20 protein-coding genes are annotated in these 20,703 nt (G+C 71.5%); 6 read left to right on the top strand and 14 right to left on the bottom strand.

All coding sequences use genetic code 11. The annotated features are described in order from the left end of the window. Positions 1-8: 8 nt before the first annotated feature. The 5 genes from AB0B50_RS39635 to AB0B50_RS39615 form a co-directional block, all read right to left on the bottom strand. On the bottom strand, positions 9-518 hold the full coding sequence (locus AB0B50_RS39635) for a GNAT family N-acetyltransferase (RefSeq protein ID WP_362341212.1): 510 nt from the start codon (positions 516-518) through the stop codon (positions 9-11). A 10-nt stretch (positions 519-528) separates the two neighbouring features. Continuing rightward, positions 529-1,584: a hypothetical protein gene (locus AB0B50_RS39630; RefSeq protein ID WP_362341209.1), complete on the bottom strand. Its 1,056-nt coding sequence runs from the start codon at positions 1,582-1,584 to the stop codon at positions 529-531. Further along, positions 1,562-1,918: a PadR family transcriptional regulator gene (locus AB0B50_RS39625; protein WP_362341206.1), complete on the bottom strand. Its 357-nt coding sequence runs from the start codon at positions 1,916-1,918 to the stop codon at positions 1,562-1,564. Before AB0B50_RS39625 ends, AB0B50_RS39630 begins: the two co-directional genes overlap by 23 nt. A 181-nt stretch (positions 1,919-2,099) precedes the next feature. Next, complete coding sequence (locus AB0B50_RS39620) at positions 2,100-2,477, bottom strand: VOC family protein (RefSeq protein WP_362341204.1); 378 nt, start codon at positions 2,475-2,477, stop codon at positions 2,100-2,102. A 98-nt stretch (positions 2,478-2,575) separates the two neighbouring features. After that, complete coding sequence (locus AB0B50_RS39615) at positions 2,576-3,151, bottom strand: TerD family protein (protein ID WP_055696644.1); 576 nt, start codon at positions 3,149-3,151, stop codon at positions 2,576-2,578. Between the two features lie 200 nt (positions 3,152-3,351). On the opposite strand from AB0B50_RS39615, the gene arfB reads away from it, so the two are divergent. Next, complete coding sequence (arfB, locus tag AB0B50_RS39610; protein ID WP_362341201.1) at positions 3,352-3,780, top strand: alternative ribosome rescue aminoacyl-tRNA hydrolase ArfB; 429 nt, start codon at positions 3,352-3,354, stop codon at positions 3,778-3,780. A gap of 145 nt (positions 3,781-3,925) precedes the next feature. Here arfB and AB0B50_RS39605 read toward each other — a convergent pair whose 3' ends face one another. Further along, complete coding sequence (locus tag AB0B50_RS39605) at positions 3,926-4,507, bottom strand: flavin reductase family protein (protein WP_362341254.1); 582 nt, start codon at positions 4,505-4,507, stop codon at positions 3,926-3,928. Positions 4,508-4,883: 376 nt separating this feature from the next. Here AB0B50_RS39605 and cdgB point away from each other — a divergent pair, with 376 nt between their 5' ends. Next, positions 4,884-6,521, top strand: coding sequence for a diguanylate cyclase CdgB (gene cdgB / locus AB0B50_RS39600; RefSeq protein ID WP_362341198.1), 1,638 nt, complete (start codon positions 4,884-4,886; stop codon positions 6,519-6,521). 87 nt (positions 6,522-6,608) lie between these two features. After that, a complete protein-coding gene (locus tag AB0B50_RS39595) occupies positions 6,609-7,613 on the top strand; it encodes a carbohydrate-binding protein (RefSeq protein WP_362341196.1) in 1,005 nt (334 codons plus the stop codon). 24 nt (positions 7,614-7,637) lie between these two features. Here the strand turns inward: AB0B50_RS39595 and AB0B50_RS39590 are convergent, their stop codons facing one another. The 5 genes from AB0B50_RS39590 to AB0B50_RS39570 all read right to left on the bottom strand — a co-directional run bounded on the left by AB0B50_RS39590 (position 7,638) and on the right by AB0B50_RS39570 (position 12,844). Next, entirely contained in the window at positions 7,638-8,486 is an 849-nt protein-coding gene (locus AB0B50_RS39590; protein WP_362341193.1) for a class II fructose-bisphosphate aldolase, read from the bottom strand. A 74-nt stretch (positions 8,487-8,560) separates the two neighbouring features. After that, on the bottom strand, positions 8,561-9,496 hold the full coding sequence (locus AB0B50_RS39585; protein ID WP_362341190.1) for a 1-phosphofructokinase family hexose kinase: 936 nt from the start codon (positions 9,494-9,496) through the stop codon (positions 8,561-8,563). Between the two features lie 156 nt (positions 9,497-9,652). Further along, positions 9,653-10,792, bottom strand: coding sequence for an N-acetylglucosamine-6-phosphate deacetylase (gene nagA / locus AB0B50_RS39580; protein ID WP_362341187.1), 1,140 nt, complete (start codon positions 10,790-10,792; stop codon positions 9,653-9,655). Beyond that, on the bottom strand, positions 10,792-11,772 hold the full coding sequence (locus tag AB0B50_RS39575; RefSeq protein WP_362341183.1) for an ROK family protein: 981 nt from the start codon (positions 11,770-11,772) through the stop codon (positions 10,792-10,794). The genes nagA and AB0B50_RS39575 overlap by 1 nt, the downstream gene beginning before the upstream one ends. Positions 11,773-11,908: 136 nt before the next feature. Then, a complete protein-coding gene (locus AB0B50_RS39570) occupies positions 11,909-12,844 on the bottom strand; it encodes a sugar isomerase (protein WP_362341180.1) in 936 nt (311 codons plus the stop codon). 274 nt (positions 12,845-13,118) lie between these two features. Here AB0B50_RS39570 and AB0B50_RS39565 point away from each other — a divergent pair, with 274 nt between their 5' ends. The 3 genes from AB0B50_RS39565 to otsB are packed head-to-tail and all read left to right on the top strand — an operon-like array spanning position 13,119 to position 15,526. Then, positions 13,119-14,336: an extracellular solute-binding protein gene (locus tag AB0B50_RS39565; RefSeq protein ID WP_362341251.1), complete on the top strand. Its 1,218-nt coding sequence runs from the start codon at positions 13,119-13,121 to the stop codon at positions 14,334-14,336. Positions 14,337-14,373: 37 nt separating this feature from the next. Beyond that, positions 14,374-14,616, top strand: a complete 243-nt coding sequence (locus tag AB0B50_RS39560; RefSeq protein ID WP_362341177.1) for a DUF3263 domain-containing protein — start codon at positions 14,374-14,376, stop codon at positions 14,614-14,616. A 19-nt stretch (positions 14,617-14,635) separates the two neighbouring features. Beyond that, positions 14,636-15,526, top strand: a complete 891-nt coding sequence (gene otsB / locus AB0B50_RS39555; protein ID WP_362341172.1) for a trehalose-phosphatase — start codon at positions 14,636-14,638, stop codon at positions 15,524-15,526. Here the strand turns inward: otsB and AB0B50_RS39550 are convergent. From AB0B50_RS39550 to AB0B50_RS39540, 3 genes are all read right to left on the bottom strand, one after another. Further along, complete coding sequence (locus tag AB0B50_RS39550; protein ID WP_362341169.1) at positions 15,514-17,007, bottom strand: right-handed parallel beta-helix repeat-containing protein; 1,494 nt, start codon at positions 17,005-17,007, stop codon at positions 15,514-15,516. The genes otsB and AB0B50_RS39550 overlap by 13 nt on opposite strands. A gap of 86 nt (positions 17,008-17,093) precedes the next feature. Further along, positions 17,094-18,527, bottom strand: a complete 1,434-nt coding sequence (locus AB0B50_RS39545) for a trehalose-6-phosphate synthase (protein WP_362341165.1) — start codon at positions 18,525-18,527, stop codon at positions 17,094-17,096. Between the two features lie 88 nt (positions 18,528-18,615). Continuing rightward, entirely contained in the window at positions 18,616-20,685 is a 2,070-nt protein-coding gene (locus AB0B50_RS39540; protein WP_362341162.1) for a hypothetical protein, read from the bottom strand. Between the last annotated feature and the right edge of the window lie 18 nt (positions 20,686-20,703).

The following is a 20,703-nucleotide window of genomic DNA, read 5'->3' as shown; positions in this document are numbered from 1 at the left end:
CCCCTCCGTCACAGCCGCTTGCGCAGGACCGCGCACGGGCGGTGTCGCGCGCGGTCCTCGCGGTGGCCGATGACGAGGTAGCCGAGCGCCGTCCAGAACCGCAGCCCCTTGGGGTTGTTCTCCAGGACGGCGAGGCGCACGGCGTCCCGGCCCGCGTCCCGGAACCGCCCCTCGACCAGCGTCGCCAACTCCCGCCCCACGCCGGTGCGGTGGAGCTCGGCGGCCACGACGAGCAGCCCGATCCACGGGTCGGGATCGGTGGGGTCGGGGTGGTGGGCGAGGGTGACGGCGACCCCGGCGAGCCGTCCTTCGGAGCGGGCGAGCAGCACCTCCGCGTCGGGGTGGGCGAGCTCGTCCGCCAGGGCCTTGGCGACCTGCTCGACGCGGATGTCGTCGGGGTCGGGGAAGTCCCCGCTGAGTGCGAAGAACTCACGGTTCGCCGCGTACAGCGCGGTCACCTCGGTGAGGAGGTGACCGGGCAGGGCTCCGTCGACGGCGACGAGCGGTTCGAGGATCATGCGGGGCAGATTAGGCGGTGTCGCGCAGCTTGCGCAGGGTGCGCCACTCCTTGAAGGCGGTCCACGCCGAGCAGCCGAGCGCGCCGACGAAGCAGGCGGTCCAGCCGGACATGCGCTCCTGCGGGTCGAGCAGGTGGTCGACGGTGAGGATCGCGAAGAACAGACACGCGGCAAGGGCGCCGTACAACTCCTGGCGCGTGACGCGCTGTTGCCTGCGCGGTCCTTCGGAGAGGCGCAGCGCGTAGATCTCGACGTCACCGAAGACGTCCTCGGCGTGCCCGTCCTGCGGGGCCGCGGCGAGATGCTGCCGCGCTTCCCGTACGTGGCCGCGTGCCTCGGCGGCCTTCATGGCGTGCCGCCCGCGCAGCAGGCCTTCCAGCTGGGCCAGCCACCGTCCGTCGTCGGGCCCGCCGGCCGGGCGTGCGGGCGTGAACCAGCGGTCGATCGTGGCGTCGGGAAGCATGAAGGCACCGACGGCCCAGGCGGCGCCGACCAGCATGAGCACCGGGGCGGGCACGCGGAAGAGCTGTTCGTCGGGCAGGGAGGTGGCGACGGCGGCCCCGCCCGCGACGGCGGCGACGGTCCCCGCGAGCAACGCCCACATGCCCCGGAGCCGCCCGGCGGATCGCGCGACGAGGGCGACGCACAGCAGTACGGCGGCGACCACGACCCCCGTGAATCCCGCGATCGAGGACCAACTCACCTCCGCCCAGAGCCCGTCCTGGATCCAGTGCAGGCCGAAGACGGAGAATCCGATGAACCCGAGCGTCCCGACCGAGGCGCTGATCCGCTCCCCGGGGCGCATGCCGCGTGTGTCGATCCCGGCCCGGTACTGCTCGCTGACGCGTTCGGCGGCGACGGTACGTGCGTACGCGACGGGCTCGCCGAGCACTTCGAGGGCGGGCCGCCCCGCCTCGTCCACGAGCTGGTGGGCCTCGGCGAGTATCTCGTCGGCGAACCCGGAGGGCGCGTCCTCGTCGAGCACGAGCCGCACCAGAACGGCGTCGGCCCACTCCTGATCCTCCTCGCGCGCCCAACCGAGCTCAGCTGTTCCGGTCTTGGCCATCCTCATCCCCCTTGCCGAGGAGCGAGGCGACGGTCCGGGTGAAGTCACCCCACGCGGCCTGGTCACGCCGCAGCCTCGCCCGCCCCTCCTCGGTGATCCGGTAGTACTTCCGCCCCGGGCCGCCCTCTCCGGCGCCCCACTCGACCTCGACCGAGCCCTCTTCCTCGAGGCGCGTGAGGGCGGGGTAGAGCGTCGCCGCCTTCACACCGTCGAGTCCCGCGTCGGCGAGGCGGTTCAACAGGGCGTATCCGTAGCTCTTCTCCTCGCCGTCGAGGATCCCGAGCAGACAGAGGGGCAGTGCGGCACGGGTCCACGGGGTGTGAGCGTCGGCCACGGTGCCCTCTCCTTCGCATGTGCGTACGCGACTTCTGTACGCGACTTCTGTACGCGATTTCTGTACGCGATTTCTGTACGCGACTCTTCCGGTCTGCTGGTCTGCAGACTATTCAAGTATCCAGAATAGTCTGCGAACTGTAAATCCCTCGGGGTGGCGCAGCGGGGCGCGCGGCGACTGCTCAGTGGCGGACCAGGCAGAACGGATGCCCAGCGGGGTCCGCGTACACGCACCAACTGCCTTTGCCGGACTCGGCGTCGAGCACCGTCGCGCCCGCGGCGAGCACCTGCTCGTGGGCGGCCGCCAAGTCCCCGACCTGGAAGTCGAGATGGAACTGCTGAGGGGCGGCGGGGTCGGGCCAGCGGGGTGGGGTGTAGGGCATGACCCGCTGGAAGGCCAGGACCGGGCCCGTCCCGGGGTGCAGCGTCGACCAGTCGGCGTCGACGGACCAGCGGGGGTCGGGGCGGTCGACCGTGCCGCCCAGGAGGGTGCGGTAGAACGTGGCGAGGGCCCGCGGATCGGGGCAGTCCAGGACGACGCACTGCAGTTCGGCAATCATGGGCGCCGAGCGTAGGGCAGACGCCGGAACGCCAGAGGGCCCCGGCGGTGCCGGGGCCCTCTGAACTGTCGGCCGAATCCTCAGCCGGTGGCGTCGACTCAGACGTTCACGCCGAAGTCCTGCGCGATGCCGACCAGGCCCGAGGCGTAGCCCTGGCCGACGGCGCGGAACTTCCACTCGGCGCCGTTGCGGTACAGCTCGCCGAAGACCATGGCGGTCTCGGTGGCGGCGTCCTCGGAGAGGTCGTAACGCGCGATCTCGGTGCCGCCGGCCTGGTTCACGATGCGGATGAACGCGTTGCGGACCTGGCCGAAGTTCTGCGAGCGGTTCTCGGCGTCGTAGATCGAGACCGGGAAGACGATCTTCTCGATGTCGGCGGGCAGACCCGCGAGGTTCACGTTGATCTGCTCGTCGTCGCCCTCGCCCTGGCCCGTGACGTTGTCACCGGTGTGGACGATGGTCTGGTCCGGCGTCGCCTTGTTGTTGAAGAAGACGAAGTGCTGGTCCGAGAAGACCTTGCCCTGGGTGTTCACCGCGATCGCGGAGGCGTCCAGGTCGAAGTCGGTGCCGGTGGTGGTGCGGACGTCCCAGCCGAGGCCCACGGTGACGGCGGTCAGGCCCGGAGCCTCCTTGGTGAGCGAGACGTTGCCACCCTTGGACAGGCTTACTGCCATTGTTGGGAGTCCCTTCCCTCGTTACGTACGCACAGTGTGCGATAGGCGCTTCGTACTGGGGACGAAGCTACCTTCACCCGTACCAACGCCGTCGGGGGTCCCCAAGGTTCCAGTTCGCTTTACTTTCTTTACCCGCAGGATCCGGCCGGGCGGCGGAAAAGAACGTGACGTGCGCCCGACAGGCGCGGGACCATGGGGGCATGTCCGGTCCCCATGTCATTCGTGGCTCCGTCTCGCTGCCCGAGGCCGAGCTCATGTGGCGTTTCTCGCGGTCGTCAGGACCGGGCGGGCAGCACGTCAACACCAGTGACTCCCAGGTCGAGCTGCGGTTCGACCTCGCGAACACGAACGCGCTGCCCGAGGTGTGGAAGCGGCGTGCCCTGGAGCGCCTCGCGCCCCGGCTCGTCGACGGCGTCGTGAGCGTACGGGCGAGCGAGCACCGCTCCCAGTGGCGCAACAGGGAGATGGCCGCCACGCGCCTCGCCTCCCTCCTCGCCGAGGCCACGGCCCCACCGCCGAAGCCGCGGCGCGCGACCAAGATCCCGCGGGGCATCAACGAGCGAAGGCTGCGGAACAAAAAGCAGCGCAGCGAGACGAAGAGGGGCCGCTCTGGGCAAGGCTGGGGCTGATGTGTGCCCCCGTAAGGGGCGCGGGGAACTGCGCGAGCAACCACAAAAAGAGCCGCAGACGCGTCTGCTCGGTGATCCGGCAGACGCGTCTGCGGCTCTTCGCGTGCTGAGCGCGCAGTTCCCCGCGCCCCTTGCGGGGCGTTGACTAGCCCAGCTGGCGATAGCGGCCCCGGAAGTACGTCAAAGGGCCGCCCTCGGTACTCGGCAGCGACGCGGTCAGGACGTGGCCGATCACCAGCGTGTGATCGCCCGCCCGCACCGTCTGCTCCGTGCGGCACTCCAGCGTCGCCAGCGCGCCGCCGACCAGCGGGGCGCCGGACGCGGAGCCCCGTACGTACGGAATGTCCTCGAAGAGGAGGCGGTCGCTGATCCGGCCCTTCATCGCGAAGCGCCCCGCGATGTGCCGCTGGCTCTCGGCGAGCACCGACACCGCCCACAGCGGCTGCTCGGCGAGCAGGTCGTCCATCCGGGAGCCCTCGCGCAGGCTCACCATGACCAGGGGCGGGTCCAGGGAAACGGACACGAAGGCCGTGGCCGTCATGCCCACGTCCTCGCCCGCGGGGGCGGCCGGGTCGTCGGGGTCCAGGCCGGGCTCGCGCGCCGTCACCAGGACCACGCCCGCGGCCAGGCGGGACATCGCCGCGCGGAACTCGTCGTTGCTCACCCCATCAGCATGCCCATCCGGTGACGGGCGGCGCGGGGAAGGCGGGGCCGGGAGAGTCTTCAGTACGTGAGCCACGGCGTCGACGCTAGCCGGGCGGTACCCTCCGCCACATCGGGCCTTGGAACCAGGCCGGTCCTAGGACCAATCTCGGAGAAGGTGGCACGCGGTGCCCCGGAATGCGGTGGACTAGGCCAAGGGACTGGACCAACGGCGGCTTCTCACCTGTGACTTGAGTCACAGGACCCATATTTTGTTGACCCTGTGTACCGAGTGGGCAGCTCGCTGTGATTCAGTGACGGTGGCAATAAGACACTGAGGGCACAAGGGCACAGAAGAACCAGTGCCGAGGGCACTGAAGAAACCGGTGCCAAGGGCACTGAAGAACACTGCGGGCGCTGCGCATCCTGGAGTTGCTGTCGAGGTCTCGGGGAGAACGAGCATGGAGACCGAGTCGGAGCCGTACGTCCGTCTTGCGACCCTGCGGCAGCTGCACCAGGTGGTGGCGGAGCTCAACACGGCCCGGAGCCTGGCGGACACGCTGCAGACCGTCGCGGACGGAGTCGTCAACGGCCTTGGCTACGAGCTGGCGTGTGTCAATCTCGTGCGCCCGGACGGCGACCTCGTCGTCGCGGCCTTCGCCGGCAACCCCTCCGCCGAAGCCCTCATCACCGGACGCGTCGGCTCCCGCGACGCCTGGGAGCGCCGCCTCGCCATGGGCGAGCCGTGGGGCGCCCTGCGCTTCATCTCGTACACCGAGGGCTGGGTCCTCGACGACGACGACGTCCCCCAGTGGTACACTGAAGGCCCCGAGCCCCGCTTCGAGGACGAGTGGCACCCCTCGGACCGCCTCTTCGCCCCCATGTACGCGACCGGCGCGGCCGGCGGCGAGCTCCTCGGCGTGATCTCCGTGGACCGCCCCCGCAACGGCCGCAGGCCCGGCGCCTGGGGCCGCGAGGCCCTGCAGATGTACGCCTTCCAGGCCGCCATCGCGATCAGCAACGCCCGCCTGCGGGCCAACATGCAGCGCGCCCTGGTCAGGCTCGAAAGGGAACAGCAGGCACTGCGGGCCAGCGAGGAGTCCTTCCGCCAGGCCTTCGAGTACGCCCCCTCCGGCATGGCCATCGCCGAGATGGGCGGCGACCAGCACGGCCGGATCCTGCGGACGAACGACGCGCTCTGCCGCCTGCTCGGCCGCCCGGCGTCGGCCATGCGGCGCTACTCCTTCTCCGACCTCGTCCATCCCGAGGACATCGGCACCCTCCTGCGCACCTCCGCCGAGGGCGGCCGCGCCGAGCTGCGCCTCGCGCGCCGCGACGGGACGTACGTCTGGGTCAGTCTCAGGAACTCCGTGGTCGCGGACGCCGCCGACGGCCCCCGCTTCCTCCTCACGCACGTCGAGGACATCGAGGACCGCAAGCGCCGCGAGCTGCAGCTCGCCCACCGGGCCAGCCACGACTCGCTCACCGGTCTGCCCAACTCCGCCGAGCTGCGCGCCCGGCTCAGCGCCCGGCTCTGTAGGAGGCCCCACGCGGGGCAGCCCAGCGCGGTGGACTCCCTCGACGCCGCGTACGAACACGGCTTCGACTTCGGTCACGCCTCGCACCAGCAGGACGAAGGCTTCGACCACCACGTCCACACCATCGCCCCCGAGGGCGGCGACGGCGACGTGGACGACGGCACCAAGGGGCTCGCGGTCCTCTTCTGCGACCTCGACGGCTTCAAGTCGATCAACGACCGCTTCGGGCACCACACCGGCGACGCCGTCCTCATCGAGGTCGCCAGACGCCTCACCAGCGGCGTACGGGACGGGGACACCGTGGCACGGCTCGGCGGCGACGAGTTCGTCGTCCTCGCCGACGGCCTCGGCCGCGCCGACGCCCAGGACCTCGCGGTCCGGCTGCGGAACGCGATCATCCCGCCGATCCGCGTCGACGGAAGGGCGGTCCGTGTGGGGGCGAGTTTCGGCATCGGCTGGGCCCACTGCGGGATGTCGGCCGACGAAGTGTTGCACTCCGCTGACCAGCGGATGTACGTGGAGAAACGGTCCCGTGCCAAGCAGCACCGCCGGGCGGGTTAGCGGCCCGGATGAGGTCAACGCCACCCCGTGGGCTCACTCGGACCGGGTAGGCTCCCCGCGTCAGCGATGTAAGGGAGTGACCAGGGAATGACGCCCGGCAATAACGGCGAGAACACGCCGAGCGCGCCGCAGGGCGACGACGATCCGTTCGGCTACCTGTACGAGGACGGACAGGCAGCCGGAGCGACCCCGCCCAGCGGCGGTGGCGGCTACGGGTACCCGGGTCCCCGGTCCTCGTACAACCAGGTGAGAGCGGTCGGCGACCGGCGCCCGCAGTACGGGCAGACCCAGCCGACGCAGCAGTACGGCCAGCAGGCGTACGGCCAGCAGGTCCCGCAGCAGCAGGGCCAGCAGCCCTATGGGCAGCCGAACGCCCACTACACCGCGCCCGAGGCGCAGCCGGGCGGCGCCCCCGTCACGAGCCCTCAGTACGCACCCGCGGGCGGTGGCCGGGGCCGCGGCCCCAACACCAAGGGGCTGCTGATCGCCGCCATCGCCGTGGTGGCGGTCGTCGCCATAGGGATCGGCGCCGCGGTGCTCTTCGGGGGCGACGGCAACAAGAGCGACGAGGGCAAGGAAGCCGGCGGCAAGCCGTCGCAGGCCGAGTCCGTGAAGCCCAGCGAGAAGCCGACCAAGAAGCCCGAGGAGAACGTCGAGCTCCCCAAGACGGACGCGAAGGCCCTGAAGCTGGAGGGCGGCACGACCACCGCCTCCGACCTCGACGGCGCCAAGGCGGCCGGCGGGGTCTACGTGGCGGGCTTCGACAAGGTCGGCGCCCAGGTGACCTGGACGGTCAACGGCATCCCCAAGGACGGCAGTTACAGCCTCCGCGTGAACTACGGCGTCCCCGGCAAGGACTCCAACGCCACCATCCTCGTCAACGGCAAGAAGCAGACCCGCCCCCTGAACATGAAGAACTTCTCCGGCGCCAAGGAAGGCGACTGGGAGAAGGGCTGGACCAACACCTGGGCGGTGGTCCAGCTCACCAAGGGGACGAACACCGTCACGCTGACCTGCGCGCAGAGCGACCTCTGCGGGACGACCGGGGCGAACATCGACCAGATGTGGCTCGTGGAGGGCAGCAACGGCTAGCCCTCGGCAGCCCTTCTCCTGGGGCTACTTCAGCAGCCCCAGGAAACCCGCCACCGTCCCGGCCATCGCCTCGCGAGCCGGGACGAGGTATTTCCGGGGGTCGACGCCCTTGTCGTGGGCGGCCAGATACGCGCGCACCTCGCCCGTGAACGCCGTGTTGAGGGCCGTGCCCACATTGATCTTCACCATGCCGGAGGCGACGGCGCGGCGGATCTCTTCGTCCGGTACGCCACTTGAGCCGTGCAGGACCAGGGGCACGGGGACGGCCGCCGCCAGGGACGCGATCAACTCGTGGTCCAGGGCCGCCGTGCGCTCCGTCATCGCGTGCGAGGAGCCCACCGCCACCGCGAGGGCGTCGACGCCCGTCTCCGCGACGTACGCGGCCGCCTCCGCCGGATCGGTGCGCACCCCCGGCGCGTGCGCGTCCAGCGGCGCCTCGCCCTCCTTGCCGCCCACCTCGCCGAGCTCCGCCTCGACCCAGATGCCGCGCTCGTGGCCCCAACGGACCGCGTCCGCCGTCGCCTTCACGTTCTCGCCGTACGTCAGCTTCGACGCGTCGAACATGACCGAGCTGAAGCCCTCGGGGTGCGCGGCCCGCAGCAGCTCGACGTCCGTCACGTGGTCGAGGTGGAGGGAGAGGCGGGCCGACGAGGCGCGGGCCACCGATGCCGTCGCGGCCGCTATCGCGGACAGGCGCCCGCCGTGGAACTTCACCGCGTTCTCGGATATCTGCAGGATCGCCGGGGTCCCCGCCCGTTCGGCACCCAGCGCGACGGCCTCCGCGTGCTCCAGGGTGATGACGTTGAACGCGGCGACTCCGTGACCCGCGGCGCGGGCGTCCGCGACGAGTTCCCCGGTGTTGACGAGTGGCACGATGCTCCCCAATTCCCAGGGCGCTGCGCCCCGTTGTGCGGTGCGAAAACGGCTCTATACGCCGCTGCGGCGGTTCACGCCGCGGTGGCCTGTCCGGTCACCGCGACCCGCGTCAGCAGGTCTTCGTACGTCGAGGGGTCGAACTCGCCTGCCACCGGCGCCACCACGGTCGCCGCGGACAGCGCCACGGCGCGGGCGAGCCGGTCCGGCCACGGCAGCCCTTCGGCGAGCGCGGAGAGCAGCCCCGCGACGGCCGAGTCGCCCGCACCCGTCGGATTGCCGCGCACCCGCTTCGGGGGCCGTGCCCGCCAGCCGCCGTCCGGGGTGAGGGCGAGGAGGCCGTCGGCGCCCAGCGAGGCGACCACGGTGTGCGCGCCCCTGCGGCGGGCGTCGCGGGTGGCCTGCGCGGGCTCGTGGGAGCCGGTCAGCTCGGCGAGTTCGTCGGCGTTGGGCTTGACGATGTCGGGGCGCGCGGCGACGCCGCGGCGCAGCGGCTCCCCGCTGGTGTCGAGCAGGACGGGGACCTGCGCGGCGCGTGCGGCCCGTACGAGCAGGGCGTAGGCGCCGACGGGCACGCCGGGCGGCAGGCTGCCGCAGAGGGCGACCGCGGCCATGCCCTCGCGGCGCACCAACTCCTCGTAGGAGTCCAGGAAGGCGGCCCACTCCTCGGGGCTGACGGCCGGGCCCGGTTCGTTGAGCTGCGTGGTGTCGCCGGTCGCGTCGTCGACCACGGCGAGGGTGCGGCGGGTGGGGCCCGCGACCGGGGCGAGGGCGTCCGTGACGCGCGGTTCGAGGGCGAGGCGTTCGCGCAGGGTGCGGCCGGTGTCGCCACCCGCGAAGCCGGTGACGGTCACGTCGTGGCCGAGGGCGGCGAGTACGCGGGCGACGTTCAGGCCCTTGCCGCCGGGGCGTTCGGTCACCTCGGTGACGCGGTGCGAGGCGTGCGGGGTGAGCGCGGGCACGCGGTAGGTGAGGTCGAGGGCGGCGTTCAGCGTGACGGTGAGGATCACTCGTACCACCCCCGAAGTGCTTCTGACGCGCCTGTCCGTCGGCCTTCCTACGGGGTCTGATCATGCCAAACAGAAGGCGGTTGGCCCAGAGGTCAGGGCCAACCGCCTTGCGTTCCACGACGAGTGAACGGGTGGTGGAATCACCCGAGTTGGGGGCTAAAAGGGGTCAACCACCCATTCGCCCTTGCGCATCACACCCTTGAGGTCGAAGGCCGCGTCCAGGACCACCAGGTCCGCGTCCTTGCCGGGCTCCAGGGAGCCCACCGTGTCGTACATCCCGAGGAGCTTGGCGGGGTTGGCGGAGATGGCGCGGACGGTGTCCTCGACGGACAGCTTGTCGACGGTCACCGAGCGCTTGAACGCGCGGTCCAGGGTGAGGGTCGAGCCCGCGATCGAGCCGCCCTCGACGAGGCGCGCGACGCTGTCCTTCACCTCGACCTCCAGCGGGCCGAGCATGTAGCGGCCGTCGCCGAATCCTGCCGCGTCCATCGCGTCGGTGATCAGCGCGACGCGGTCGGCGCCCGCGTGGTGGAAGGCCAGCTCGAAGGAGGCCGGGTGGAGGTGCGTGCCGTCGTTGATCAGCTCGACGGTGATCCGTTCGTCCTCCAGGAGCGCGGCGATCGGGCCCGGGGCGCGGTGGCCGAGGGCCGGCATGGCGTTGTAGAGGTGCGTCGCGACGGTGGCGCCCGCGTCGATGGCCTCCACCGTCTGCTCGTACGTCGCGTCCGTGTGGCCGATGGCCGCGATCACGCCGTGCTCGGCGAGGAGGCGTACGGAGTCGATGCCGCCCGGCAGCTCGGTGGCGAGGGTGACCATCTTGGCGTGGCCGCGGGCCGCGTCGATCAGCTTGCGGACGTCGGCCGGGTCGGGGTCGCGGAGCAGCGTCTCGTCGTGGGCGCCCTTGCGGCACGGGGAGATGAACGGGCCCTCGAAGTGGATGCCCGCGATCTCGCCCTGCTCGGCCAGCTCGGAGAGGAGCCCCGCGCGCTGCGTGAGGAAATCCATCTCACCGGTCACGAAGGAGGCGACGACGGTGGTGGTGCCGTGCAGGCGGTGGGTGTGGATGCCCTTGAGTACGTCCTCGACGGTGCCCGAGGTGAAGGAGGCGCCGCCGCCGCCGTGGTTGTGGATGTCGACGAAGCCGGGGACCACCCAGTGGCCGCCGAGGTCGATCGTCTCCGCGTCCGCGGGAGCACTGCCCGCGATGCGCGTGCCGTCGACGATCACGCGTCCGTTCGTGAGGGTCCCGGTGGGCAGGACCACCTGTGCACCGGCGAGAACCTTGCTAGTGGCCATCAGGTGGTTACCTCCGTGGGGTCGGTGTCTGTGGCGGCGGTGTCTGCGACGGCAGTCTTCTGGTCGACGAGGTCCCAGGCGAGCAGGCCCGCGCCCAGGCACCCGGCGGTGTCGCCGAGGGCCGCGGGGACGATCTCCGGCAGTGTCTGGAGCTGGACGATGCGCGCCGCGACGGCGGCCCGCAGCGGTGTGAACAAGGTTTCCCCGGCCTCGGCGAGACCGCCACCGATGATCAGGGTGTGCGGGTCCAGCAGAGTGAGCGCGGTGAGGAGGCCGTCGGCGAGGGCGTCGACGGCGTTCTGCCAGACCTCCTGGGCCCGGGGATCGCCGGACTCCACGGCCTTGGCGCAGTCGGCGGCGTCCGCGTCGGCATCGCCGCTCGCCTCGGCCCAGGCCCTGCTCACCGCGGAGGCGGAGGCGAGGCGCTCCAGGCAGCCGCGCTGGCCGCAGTCGCAGGGCGGTCCTCCGGGGCGTACGACGATGTGGCCGATCTCGCCGGCCGAGCCGTGGGCGCCGGGCTCGATGGCGCCGTCGATGCCGATGGCGCCCGCGATGCCCGTGCCGAGCGGCACGAAGAGGAAGCGGTCCGCGCCCTTGCCCGCACCGATGCGGCCCTCGGCGAGGCCGCCGGTGCGGACGTCGTGGCCCAGGGCCACGGGGACGCCTTCCAGGCGGGCGCTGAGGAGGTCCCGCAGGGGGACGTCGCTCCAGCCGAGGTTGGAGGCGTACAACGCGATGCCGCGCTCGGAGTCGACGATGCCGGGCACCGCGACGCCGGCCGCGGCGGCGGGTTCCCCGAACCGCTCGATGCCGTGGGCGCGCAGGTCCGCCGCGAAGTCGAGGATGGACTCGACGACGGCGTCGGCCCCGCGCTCGCGCCCGGTCGGGCGGCGCGCCTCGTGCAGCAGGGTGCCGTCCGCCCCCACCAGGGCGGCCTTCATTCCGGTGCCGCCCACATCGAGGGCGATGACGTGTCTCACGGGGGACAGTCTCGCGCGTCACCCCGTGAAAGGTCTAGTCCACTTCGGGCACTGGCGCGGGACGAAGGTCCTTTTTGTCGTGTGCGGGGGTCTATGCGGGGGGCGCCGGTTGTTCACCCCGGGCGCTGCCCGGGGCTCAGTTCAGGATCACGCTCCGCGTCAGGTTGCGCGGGCGGTCCGGGTCGAAGCCGCGGGACTCGGCGAGGGCCACCGCGAGGCGCTGCGCGCGGATCAGGTCGGCCAGGGGGTCCGTCTCCTGGCGGGCGACCAGTTCGCCGCCGACCCGGGCCACGTCACCGGCGAGGCCCTCCGGCAGAGTGCCGAACATCCACGCCACCCGGCCGGGGCCCGTGATGGAGATCGGCCCGTGGCGGTACTCCATCGCCGGGTACGACTCCGTCCAGGCGCCCGCGGCCTCGCGCATCTTCAGGGCGGCCTCCAGGGCCAGGCCGTACGTCCAGCCGCGGCCCAGGAACGTCCACTGCTCGGCCGCGACCACCGAGGCGGGCAGCGGCTCGGTCACCGCGAGCTCCGCGTCGACCGCCGCGTCGGCCACCGACTTCACGCCGGGGATCTCGCCGAGCCCGGCCCGCAGGAAGGCGAGCGCCGTCGTCGCGAAGCGGGTCTGCACGACCGACTCCTCGTCCGCCCAGTCCAGGACCGCGACGGAGTCCGCCGCCTCCATGACGGGGGACGCCTCTTCTCCCAAACGGGGGGTGGCCGTGAGTGCGACCGTCGGGACCTTGCCCTTCAGGTCCGCGAGGAGCTCCAGGACCTCCGTCGTCGTGCCGGAGCGCGTGATCGCGACGACCCGGTCGTAGCTCCGCCCGGCCGGGAACTCCGAGGAGGCGAAGGCGTCCGTCTCGCCCTGGCCCGCGGCCTCGCGCAGCGCCGCGTACGCGATGGCCATGAACCACGACGTCCCGCACCCGGTGACGGCGACCCGCTCACCCGGCTTCGGGAACCCACCCCCGGAGCTGGACGCCTGGGTGGCCCCCCAGGAGGCGGCCGCCTCCGCCGCCCGGCGCCAGCACGCGGGCTGGGTGGCTATTTCTGCTGCGGTACGCGACATGCGGCAAGGCTCCTCGTCGTGCGGGACGTTCGGGTGTGCTGTGCATGAACGTGATGTGCTTAGCAGCCGTCGGGCCGCCCCGGCAATGGACATAGCTGAGGCCGCCGTTGCACAAGTGATACGCGGGTGGTGTAGACCTTGTGTCCGGACTCGGGGGAAACTCGCAGTTCAAGGGCATTGGGGCAGGGACGCCTCAGAACGTGGAAGCAATGAGGGTGGGACAGCTGTGCAGCGGCGCGTGACAGGACTGACCGCGGCGGTGGCCGCACTGGGCATGGCGGGAGTCCTGGCCGGCTGCGGCGGTCCCGGTGGCGACGACGACGTCACCCTCAAGCTGGTCGCCGCCGACTACGGCGACTCCGCGGCGAACAGCTCCAAGAAGTACTGGGACAAGCTCGCCAAGGGCTTCGAGGCCGAGAACCCCGGCATCAAGATCGACGTCACCGTCCACTCCTGGAACGACGTGGACCGAGAGGTCAAGGAGATGGTCAAGAAGGGCGAAGCCCCCGACCTGGCACAGATCGGCGCCTACGCCGACTACGCCGCGCAGGGCAAGCTCTACGAGGCCGACGAGCTCCTCTCCATCGCCACCCAGGCCGACTTCCTGGCCCCGCTCTCCCAGGCCGGCGAGGTCAACCGCGTTCAGTACGGCATGCCGTTCGCCTCCTCCACGCGTCTGCTCTTCTACAACACCAAGCTCTTCAAGGACGCGAACCTCACTCCGCCGCAGAGCTGGAGCGAGCTGCAGGCCGACGCGAAGGCACTCAAGGCGCGCGGCGTGAAGATCCCGTACGCGCTGCCGCTGGGCTCCGAGGAGGCGCCCGCCGAGACGCTGATGTGGATGCTGAGCGGCGGCGGCGGTTACACCGACAACGTCGGCTCGTACGACATCGACTCCAAGCAGAACGCCAAGACGTTCACCTGGCTCAGGGACGAGCTCGTCGGCAAGGGGCTCACCGGACCTACGCCGCCCGGCAAGCTGAACCGCGCCGACGCCTTCGCGGCGTTCACGCGCGGCGAGGTCGGCATGCTCAACGGCCACCCCACGCTGATGAAGATGGCCGCCAAGAAGGGCGTGAAGTTCGGCATGGTGCCGGCGCCCGGCATCAACGGCAAGGCGCAGGCCACGATGGGCGTCGCCGACTGGATGATGGCGTTCAAGCAGAACGGCCACCGCAAGGAGGCCGGCAAGTTCCTCGACTACGTCTACAGCAAGAAGAACGTGCTCGAGTTCTCGAACGAGTACGACATCCTGCCCGTGACCACCTCCGCGTCCGAGGCGATGGCCGCGGACCGCGGCCACACCGATCTCGGCAAGTTCCTGGAGGAGCTGCCGACCTCGCAGCTGTACCCGGTGGGCAAGACGTCCTGGGCGCAGGTCTCCGCGGACATCAAGCAGGACATCGGCAGGACCGTCGACAAGAGCGGCGACCCCGCGTCGATCCTGCGCAGGATCCAGAACCGCGCGCTGTCCGAGGAGAACGCGGAATAAGAGAGGAACGAGGGGAGCGCGGCATAACGTGTCGGGCATGACCGATCAGGAGCATCAGGAGCTCTCCGAGCGGGACCGCGCCGTCCTCGCCCTGGAACGGCGGGACTGGCCGGGCCCGGGTGCCAAGGAACGTGCCATCCGCGAACAGCTCGGCATGGTCCCGGTGCGCTACTACCAGGTCCTGAACGCCCTCCTCGACGACCCCAGGGCGCTCGCCCATGACCCGATTACGGTCAATCGGCTGCGGCGGGTGCGGGAGTCACGGCGCGACGAGCGCTGACGCGGCTAAGGTCGGGCCCATGGGTGACCCTACGTACTCCCTGCCGGACCTGCCCGAGCCGCCGGACCTGCCCGAGCCCGTGACGCCCGCAGGGCGCGACGGCCTCGCCGCGCTCCTCGCACGCCCCGAACGGGCCGTCGTGGCCCTGGACTTCGACGGCACGCTCGCCCCGATCGTGCCCGACCCCGAGCAGGCCCGCGCCCACCCCGACGCCGTCCCCGCGCTCGCCGCGCTCGCCCCGCGCCTGCGGTCCGTCGCCGTGGTCACCGGACGGCCCGCCGGCGTCGCCGTCCGGTACGGCGGCTTCGCGGGCGTACCGGGCCTGGAACACCTCGTCGTCCTCGGGCACTACGGCGCCGAGAGCTGGGACGCCGTCACCGGCACCGTCCACGCAGCCGAGCCGCACCCCGGGGTCGCGGCGGTCCGCGCCGAACTCCCCGGATTCCTCGACTCGATCGGCGCCTGGCGCGGCACCTGGATCGAGGAGAAGGGCCGCGCGGTCGCGGTCCACACGCGCCGCGCCGAGGACCCGCAGGCCGCCTTCGAGGCGCTGCGCGGACCGCTCGCCCAGCTGGCGAACCGGCACGACCTGATCGTCGAACCCGGCCGCCTCGTCCTGGAGCTCCGGCCCCCGGGCATGGACAAGGGCGTCGCCCTCGCCGAGTACCTGCGCGAGGTCGGCGCGGAGTCCGTCCTCTACGCCGGTGACGACCTCGGCGACCTGCCCGCCTTCGGCGCGGTCGAGAAGCTCCGCTCGGACGGTGTCGCGGGCCTGCTCGTGTGCAGCGGCAGCGCGGAGGTCGCGGAGCTCGCCGGGCGGGCCGACCTGGTGGTGGAAGGACCGCTCGGCGTGGTGCGCCTGCTGTCGGCGATCGCCGCCCGCCTCGGCGGCCCCGCTCAACGCGCCTGATCGGCACCGATGTTGGGCGGGTCCGGGATCGGGTTCCCGAAGTAGTCGTACGCGGTCCCGTCGTCCGTACCCACCCCGGCGCCCCGCGCCGGTGAACCGTCCTTCAGGCGTACGTCACCGGGCTTCGCGGGCGCCGCGGAGACGAACCGCGGATCGGCGTTCACGGCCTTCGTGTCGCGGGGCTGTGCGGTGTTCCAGTACAGGTTGCCCTCGTAGGTGCTGACCGTGTCCTCGATGGGGGAGCCCGACCCGGTGGACGCCCCGACGAAGACGTTGTCCCGGAAGGTCACGCCGGTCGGGCCGTTGTTGGAGACCAGGGCGGTGTCCGCGCGGTCGGTGACGACCGTGTTCCGGTAGACCTGTGTGTCCGTGGCCGCCCCGCACACCACCGAGATCACGGCGTAAGGGGACGTCGTGTTGCGGTCGTTGACGCTGATGTTGTCGTGGATCCTGTTGCCGTCGCTGACCTTGCCCTCGCCGTTGCAGACGAGTAGGAAGCCGCCTTCGTTGTCGTGGCTGTAGTTGTAGCGGTAGGTGTTGCGGACGTTGCCGCCGTCGATGTCGTACGCCATCGAGTCGCGCGTCCCGTGGCCGCCGGTGACCTCGTTGAACTGGTAGAGCGCGTCCTCGGACTCCCAGGCCCACACGCCCGCGTTGTAGCCGGCGGAGCGCATGTTGAAGCCGTCGACGTAGTTGTGCTCGACGCGCGCCCTGCTGGTCTCGTGGACGACGATGCCGTCGCCGCCCACGTCGTACGCCTTGTTGCGCTGGAACCGCACGCCGGTGGCGAACTTCCCGGGGCCGTCCCACGTCGACATGATGCCGATGCCCGTGCGGTCGACGTGGCGCACGGTGGAGTCCTCGACACGCACTCCGGCGAACCGCGTCGGCTTCGCCGTCCCCCGCACGACGAAGAGGATGCCGCCCGAGGGGTCCGGGTCCTTGAAGTCGGCGCCGTTGACGTCGTGCACGTCCACCCCGTCGACGACGAAGTGCTCGGCCGTGCCGTAGTCGGTGAGCTGCACGTACAGTCCCGCGCGGCGCTCGGTGGTGGTCGCGGGTCCGGTGTTGGAGAGGTCCAGGTTCCGGATCTCCCACTGCTCGGTGTTGACCAAGTGCACTGCGGCGCGTGCCCCTTGGGCCTCGACGCGGGGCTTGGCGGCCCGCTTGTCGCCGTACGCGTCGATGCGCACGGGGGCGCCGGCCGCACCCGCACCTTTGGGAGCCAGCACCCCCGTGCAGCTTGTGCCCCGCTTGAGCAGGAGCCGGTCGCCGGGGCCGAAGGTGTGCCCGCTCGCCTTGGCCACCGTGCGCCAGGCCGCCCTCGCGGAGGTGCCGGACGCGGTGTCGTCACCCTTCGCGCAGTCCACGTGGTACGCGGTGCCGGATCGCGCGGCGGCGGTGGGCGTGAGGCCCGCGCCGGCCGCGGCGAGGGCGGTGAGGGCCGTGAGGGTCACGATGCTCGTACGGCGCAGGGTCATGCGGGGACCGTAGTGACGGCCGGCGCACCGGGCCCATGGACAAACCGAAGCGGTGCTTGGACTGGACGGCGGCCGGACGGCGGCCGTCAGTCGGTGAGCGCCCGCAGCTGGTCCAGGAACCACTGCGCGGGCGGCAGCGCCGTCGCCGCCGCGGCGAGGCGCTTGGTGCGCTCGGCGCGCTCGTCGTCCGGCATGGTCAGCGCCGTGTGCAGGGCGGCGGCGGTGGCCATGATGTCGTACGGGTTCACCGGCAGCGCGTCCTCGCCCAGTTCCTCGTACGCACCGGCCTCCCGGGAGAGCACGAGCGCGCAGCCCTCGTCGGAGACCACCGGGACCTCCTTCGCGACGAGGTTCATGCCGTCGCGGATGGGGTTGACCAGGGCCACGTCGGCGAGGCGGTACGCCGCGAGCGAGCGCGCGAAGTCGTCCTTGACGTGCAGGACCACCGGGGTCCAACTCTCCGTGCCGTACTCGGAGTTGATCGACTCGGCGACCCGGGAGACCTCCGCCGTGTAGTCGCGGTACACCGCGAGGTCCTGCCGCGAGGGGTAGGCGAAGGCGACGTGCACGACCCGCTCGCGCCACTCGGGGCGGTCATCGAGGAGCTGCCGGTAGGCGAGCAGCCCGCGCACGATGTTCTTGGACAGCTCCGTCCTGTCCACCCGCACGATCAGCTTCCGGTCCTCGCCCGCCTGCTCGCGCAGCGCCCGCATCCGCTCCTCGACGTCGTCGCGTCGCGAGCGCTCCCGCAGGAAGTCCGCGTCGGCACCGAGCCCGTGCACCCCGATCCGCGTCCCCGACGTCCCGCCGAGCACCCGCACGCAGCACTCCGTGAAGGCGTCCGCCCAGCGCCCGGTGAGGAAGCCGAGCCGGTCGGCGCCGAGCATGCCGCGCAGCAGCTGCTCGGCCACGTCGTCCGGCAGCATCCGGAAGTAGTCGGCGGGCGCCCAGGGCGTGTGGGAGAAGTGGCCGATGCGCAGGTCGTCGCGGAGCTCGCGCAGCATCCCCGGCACCAGCGCCAGGTGGTAGTCCTGCACGAGGACCGCCGCCCCCGGGCCCGCCTCCGCGGCCAGTGCCTGCGCGAACGCGCGGTTGTACGTCTCGTACGCCGCCCACTGCGCGCGGAACTCCGGGCCGAAGGTCGGCTCCAGAGGGGTCTGGTAGAGCATGTGGTGCACGAACCACAGGGCCGAGTTCGCGATGCCGTTGTAGGCGGCCGCGTGCACGCCCTCGCTGGAGCCCGCGTCGATGTCCAGCATCCGTACGCCGGGTTCGCCGACTCCCCGGCGCACCGCCTCGCGGTCGCCCTCGCCGAGCGCCGCGCACACCCACAGGGAGTCCGCCCGGTCGCCGATCGCGCTCAGCCCGGAGACCAGGCCGCCCCCGCCGCGCCTGGCGGTGAGCTCCCCGTCCTCCCCGACCGTGTACGAGACGGGGCCGCGGTTGGACGCGACGAGTACCTGCGCTGCGGAAGCCGACACTGATGCCGCCGCTGATGCCGATCCGGACTCGGAGACCATGTGGCAAAACGTAGCCCGTCCCGGGGTCGGGCAAACGTACGGCCGGGCTCCGGCACATCCGCGGAGCCCGGCCGTGTACGGCGTCAGGTCAGTCGCGCCGCCCCCGCACCGCGGCGAGCACCAGCACGCCGAGCCCGCACAGCGCGGCCGCGACCCCGCCGTAGAGCATGGTCGAGGAGTCGCTGCCGGTGTCGGCGAGCTGGTCGCGCGGCTGCTCCGGCTGTCCGGGCTGCTGCTGCGGCGGCGCGGGCCGCGCCTGGACCCGCTGGGCGAGGACCGCCGAGGTGCACGGGTCGTCGCCGCCCCGCTTCGACTTCGAGCAGTTGCTGCCGGGCGCCGTCACCGTGATGACGGTGACCTCGCCGGGCGTGCAGGACACCTTGACCTTCTGGGTGACGGTGACCTTGCCCTTGGCCGGGACGGTGCCCCGCCACACGTACGTGGAGCCCTGCCTGGTGACCTTCCCGGAGCTCGCGACGGGCGTGGATCCCGGCTTCACGGGCCACGAGGCGGAGGCGCCGATGCGGGGGTCGGACGAGGTGTTCTTGAGGGTGATCGTGTTCGTGGTGGAGCCGCACGCGGGGACGACCCGGCGGACGGGCCGGTTGATGACCTCGATCGGCGGCTCGGGGTAGTCGATGACCGGCTCGGAGGTGCAGTTCGGGTCGGTGCTGTCCTTGTCGCAGTTGGAGCGCGGGGTCTCCACGTCGACGTTGTTGAGCAGCTTGCCGTCGCCGCTGACCGGGTCGTTGACGGTCACCGAGTAGGTGACGGTCGCGGTCTGTCCTGGCGCGATGTCACCGACGTACCCGATCTTCGGCTTCGTGTACGAGACGGTGCCGGTGGATGCCTTCGCGTCGTTGTTGTACACCGCGTCGTCGAGGTTGCCGCTCAGGTCGTCGCTGAACTTGGCGCCGGGGTAGGGCAGTTTGCTGATGTTCTTCGCCGAGACGGTGTACGTCAGCTTCTCACCCGGCTTCACCTTGGCCGGCGAGGCGGTCTTGGTGACCTCCAGGTCGGGGACCGGCACGGAGAGCGCCAGCTGCGAGGGGACGTAGACGTCGCCGGTGCTGGTGAACGTCAGCTTCGCGGAGGTGGCGCCCACGGGGATCGCCCCGTCCGGCACATCGAAGGCCTTGGCGTCGATGCTCAGGTTGTTGCGGTACTTGGGCGTGACCGCGCCGTCGTCCTCGCTGATGAAGAAGTTGTCGGTCCTGCCGGTGTGCGACTCGGTGACGGGCCGGTCGTTGACCAGGAACTGGTCGCCCTTGGTGTTCCAGTCGCCCTCGTACGCCGTCGTGCTGGCGTGGATGTCGCCGTCGGTGCGGTAGAAGCCGTCCACCGGGACGGTGGTGGAGCCGGCCGGGGCCGCCGCCCGCCTGACCGAGCGCTGGATGACGTGGCCGCCCCAGATGTAGACGTTGCGGCGGTCGGGCGCGTACTGCTCGTTGGGCCCGTCGTACTTGTAGACGACGGTCAGCGACCAGCCGCCGACGCAGCCCTGACCGGTCGGCGCCCAGACGTTGCCGACGGCGACCTCGACCGGGCTGCCGGTGGTGGCGCCCGCGAAGGAGGAGGTCACGTCGGCCTCGGCGGTGTAGTAGTGCGGGCCCTGGGTGGCGTTCGGGGTGCGGACCGCGTTCTCGACGTCCACCGTGGACTGCGCGCCGCCGCCGACCCGGATGACCGGACGGGTGGTGAGCGGGTCGCCGGGAGCGGGGTCGACCGGGGCGTTGCCGTCGCGGTTGAGGTCGCAGATGTCGCGGACGGTCCTGCCGAAGCGGTGTGTGCCCGCGTTGCCGCCCCAGAACAGCCGCGCGTAGTCGACCTTCGCGCCGGGCGGGATGGTCACCTGTCCCGTGCTGGAGTCGAAGGTGCCGGTCAGCCCGGCCACGTCGATGCGGCGCTCGATGAAGTTGTTGTTGTTCTTGGTGCCCTGGGCCTGCTGGGTCTCCTTGCAGGCGGCGGCCACGTCGGCGGGGCCCGTCGGGCAGTCCAGGACCGTGTTGCCGATGGTCTTGAAGTCGCCGTACAGCGACTCGTCGTAGCGCTTGGCGAAGGGCTCGATGACCTCCGCGGCGGCGGGCGTCGCGGTCGCGGTGAGCACCCCGGCCGCGACAGTGGCGGTGGCGAGCGTCAGTCCGCCCGCCCGCCGCATGGCTCTCATTGCATGTCT

This window comes from Streptomyces sp. NPDC041068 (genome assembly GCF_040647455.1).
Lineage (GTDB): Bacteria > Actinomycetota > Actinomycetes > Streptomycetales > Streptomycetaceae > Streptomyces.
The sequence above is the reverse complement of the archived record's forward strand: the minus strand, read 5'-3'. Positions and strand labels throughout refer to the sequence as shown.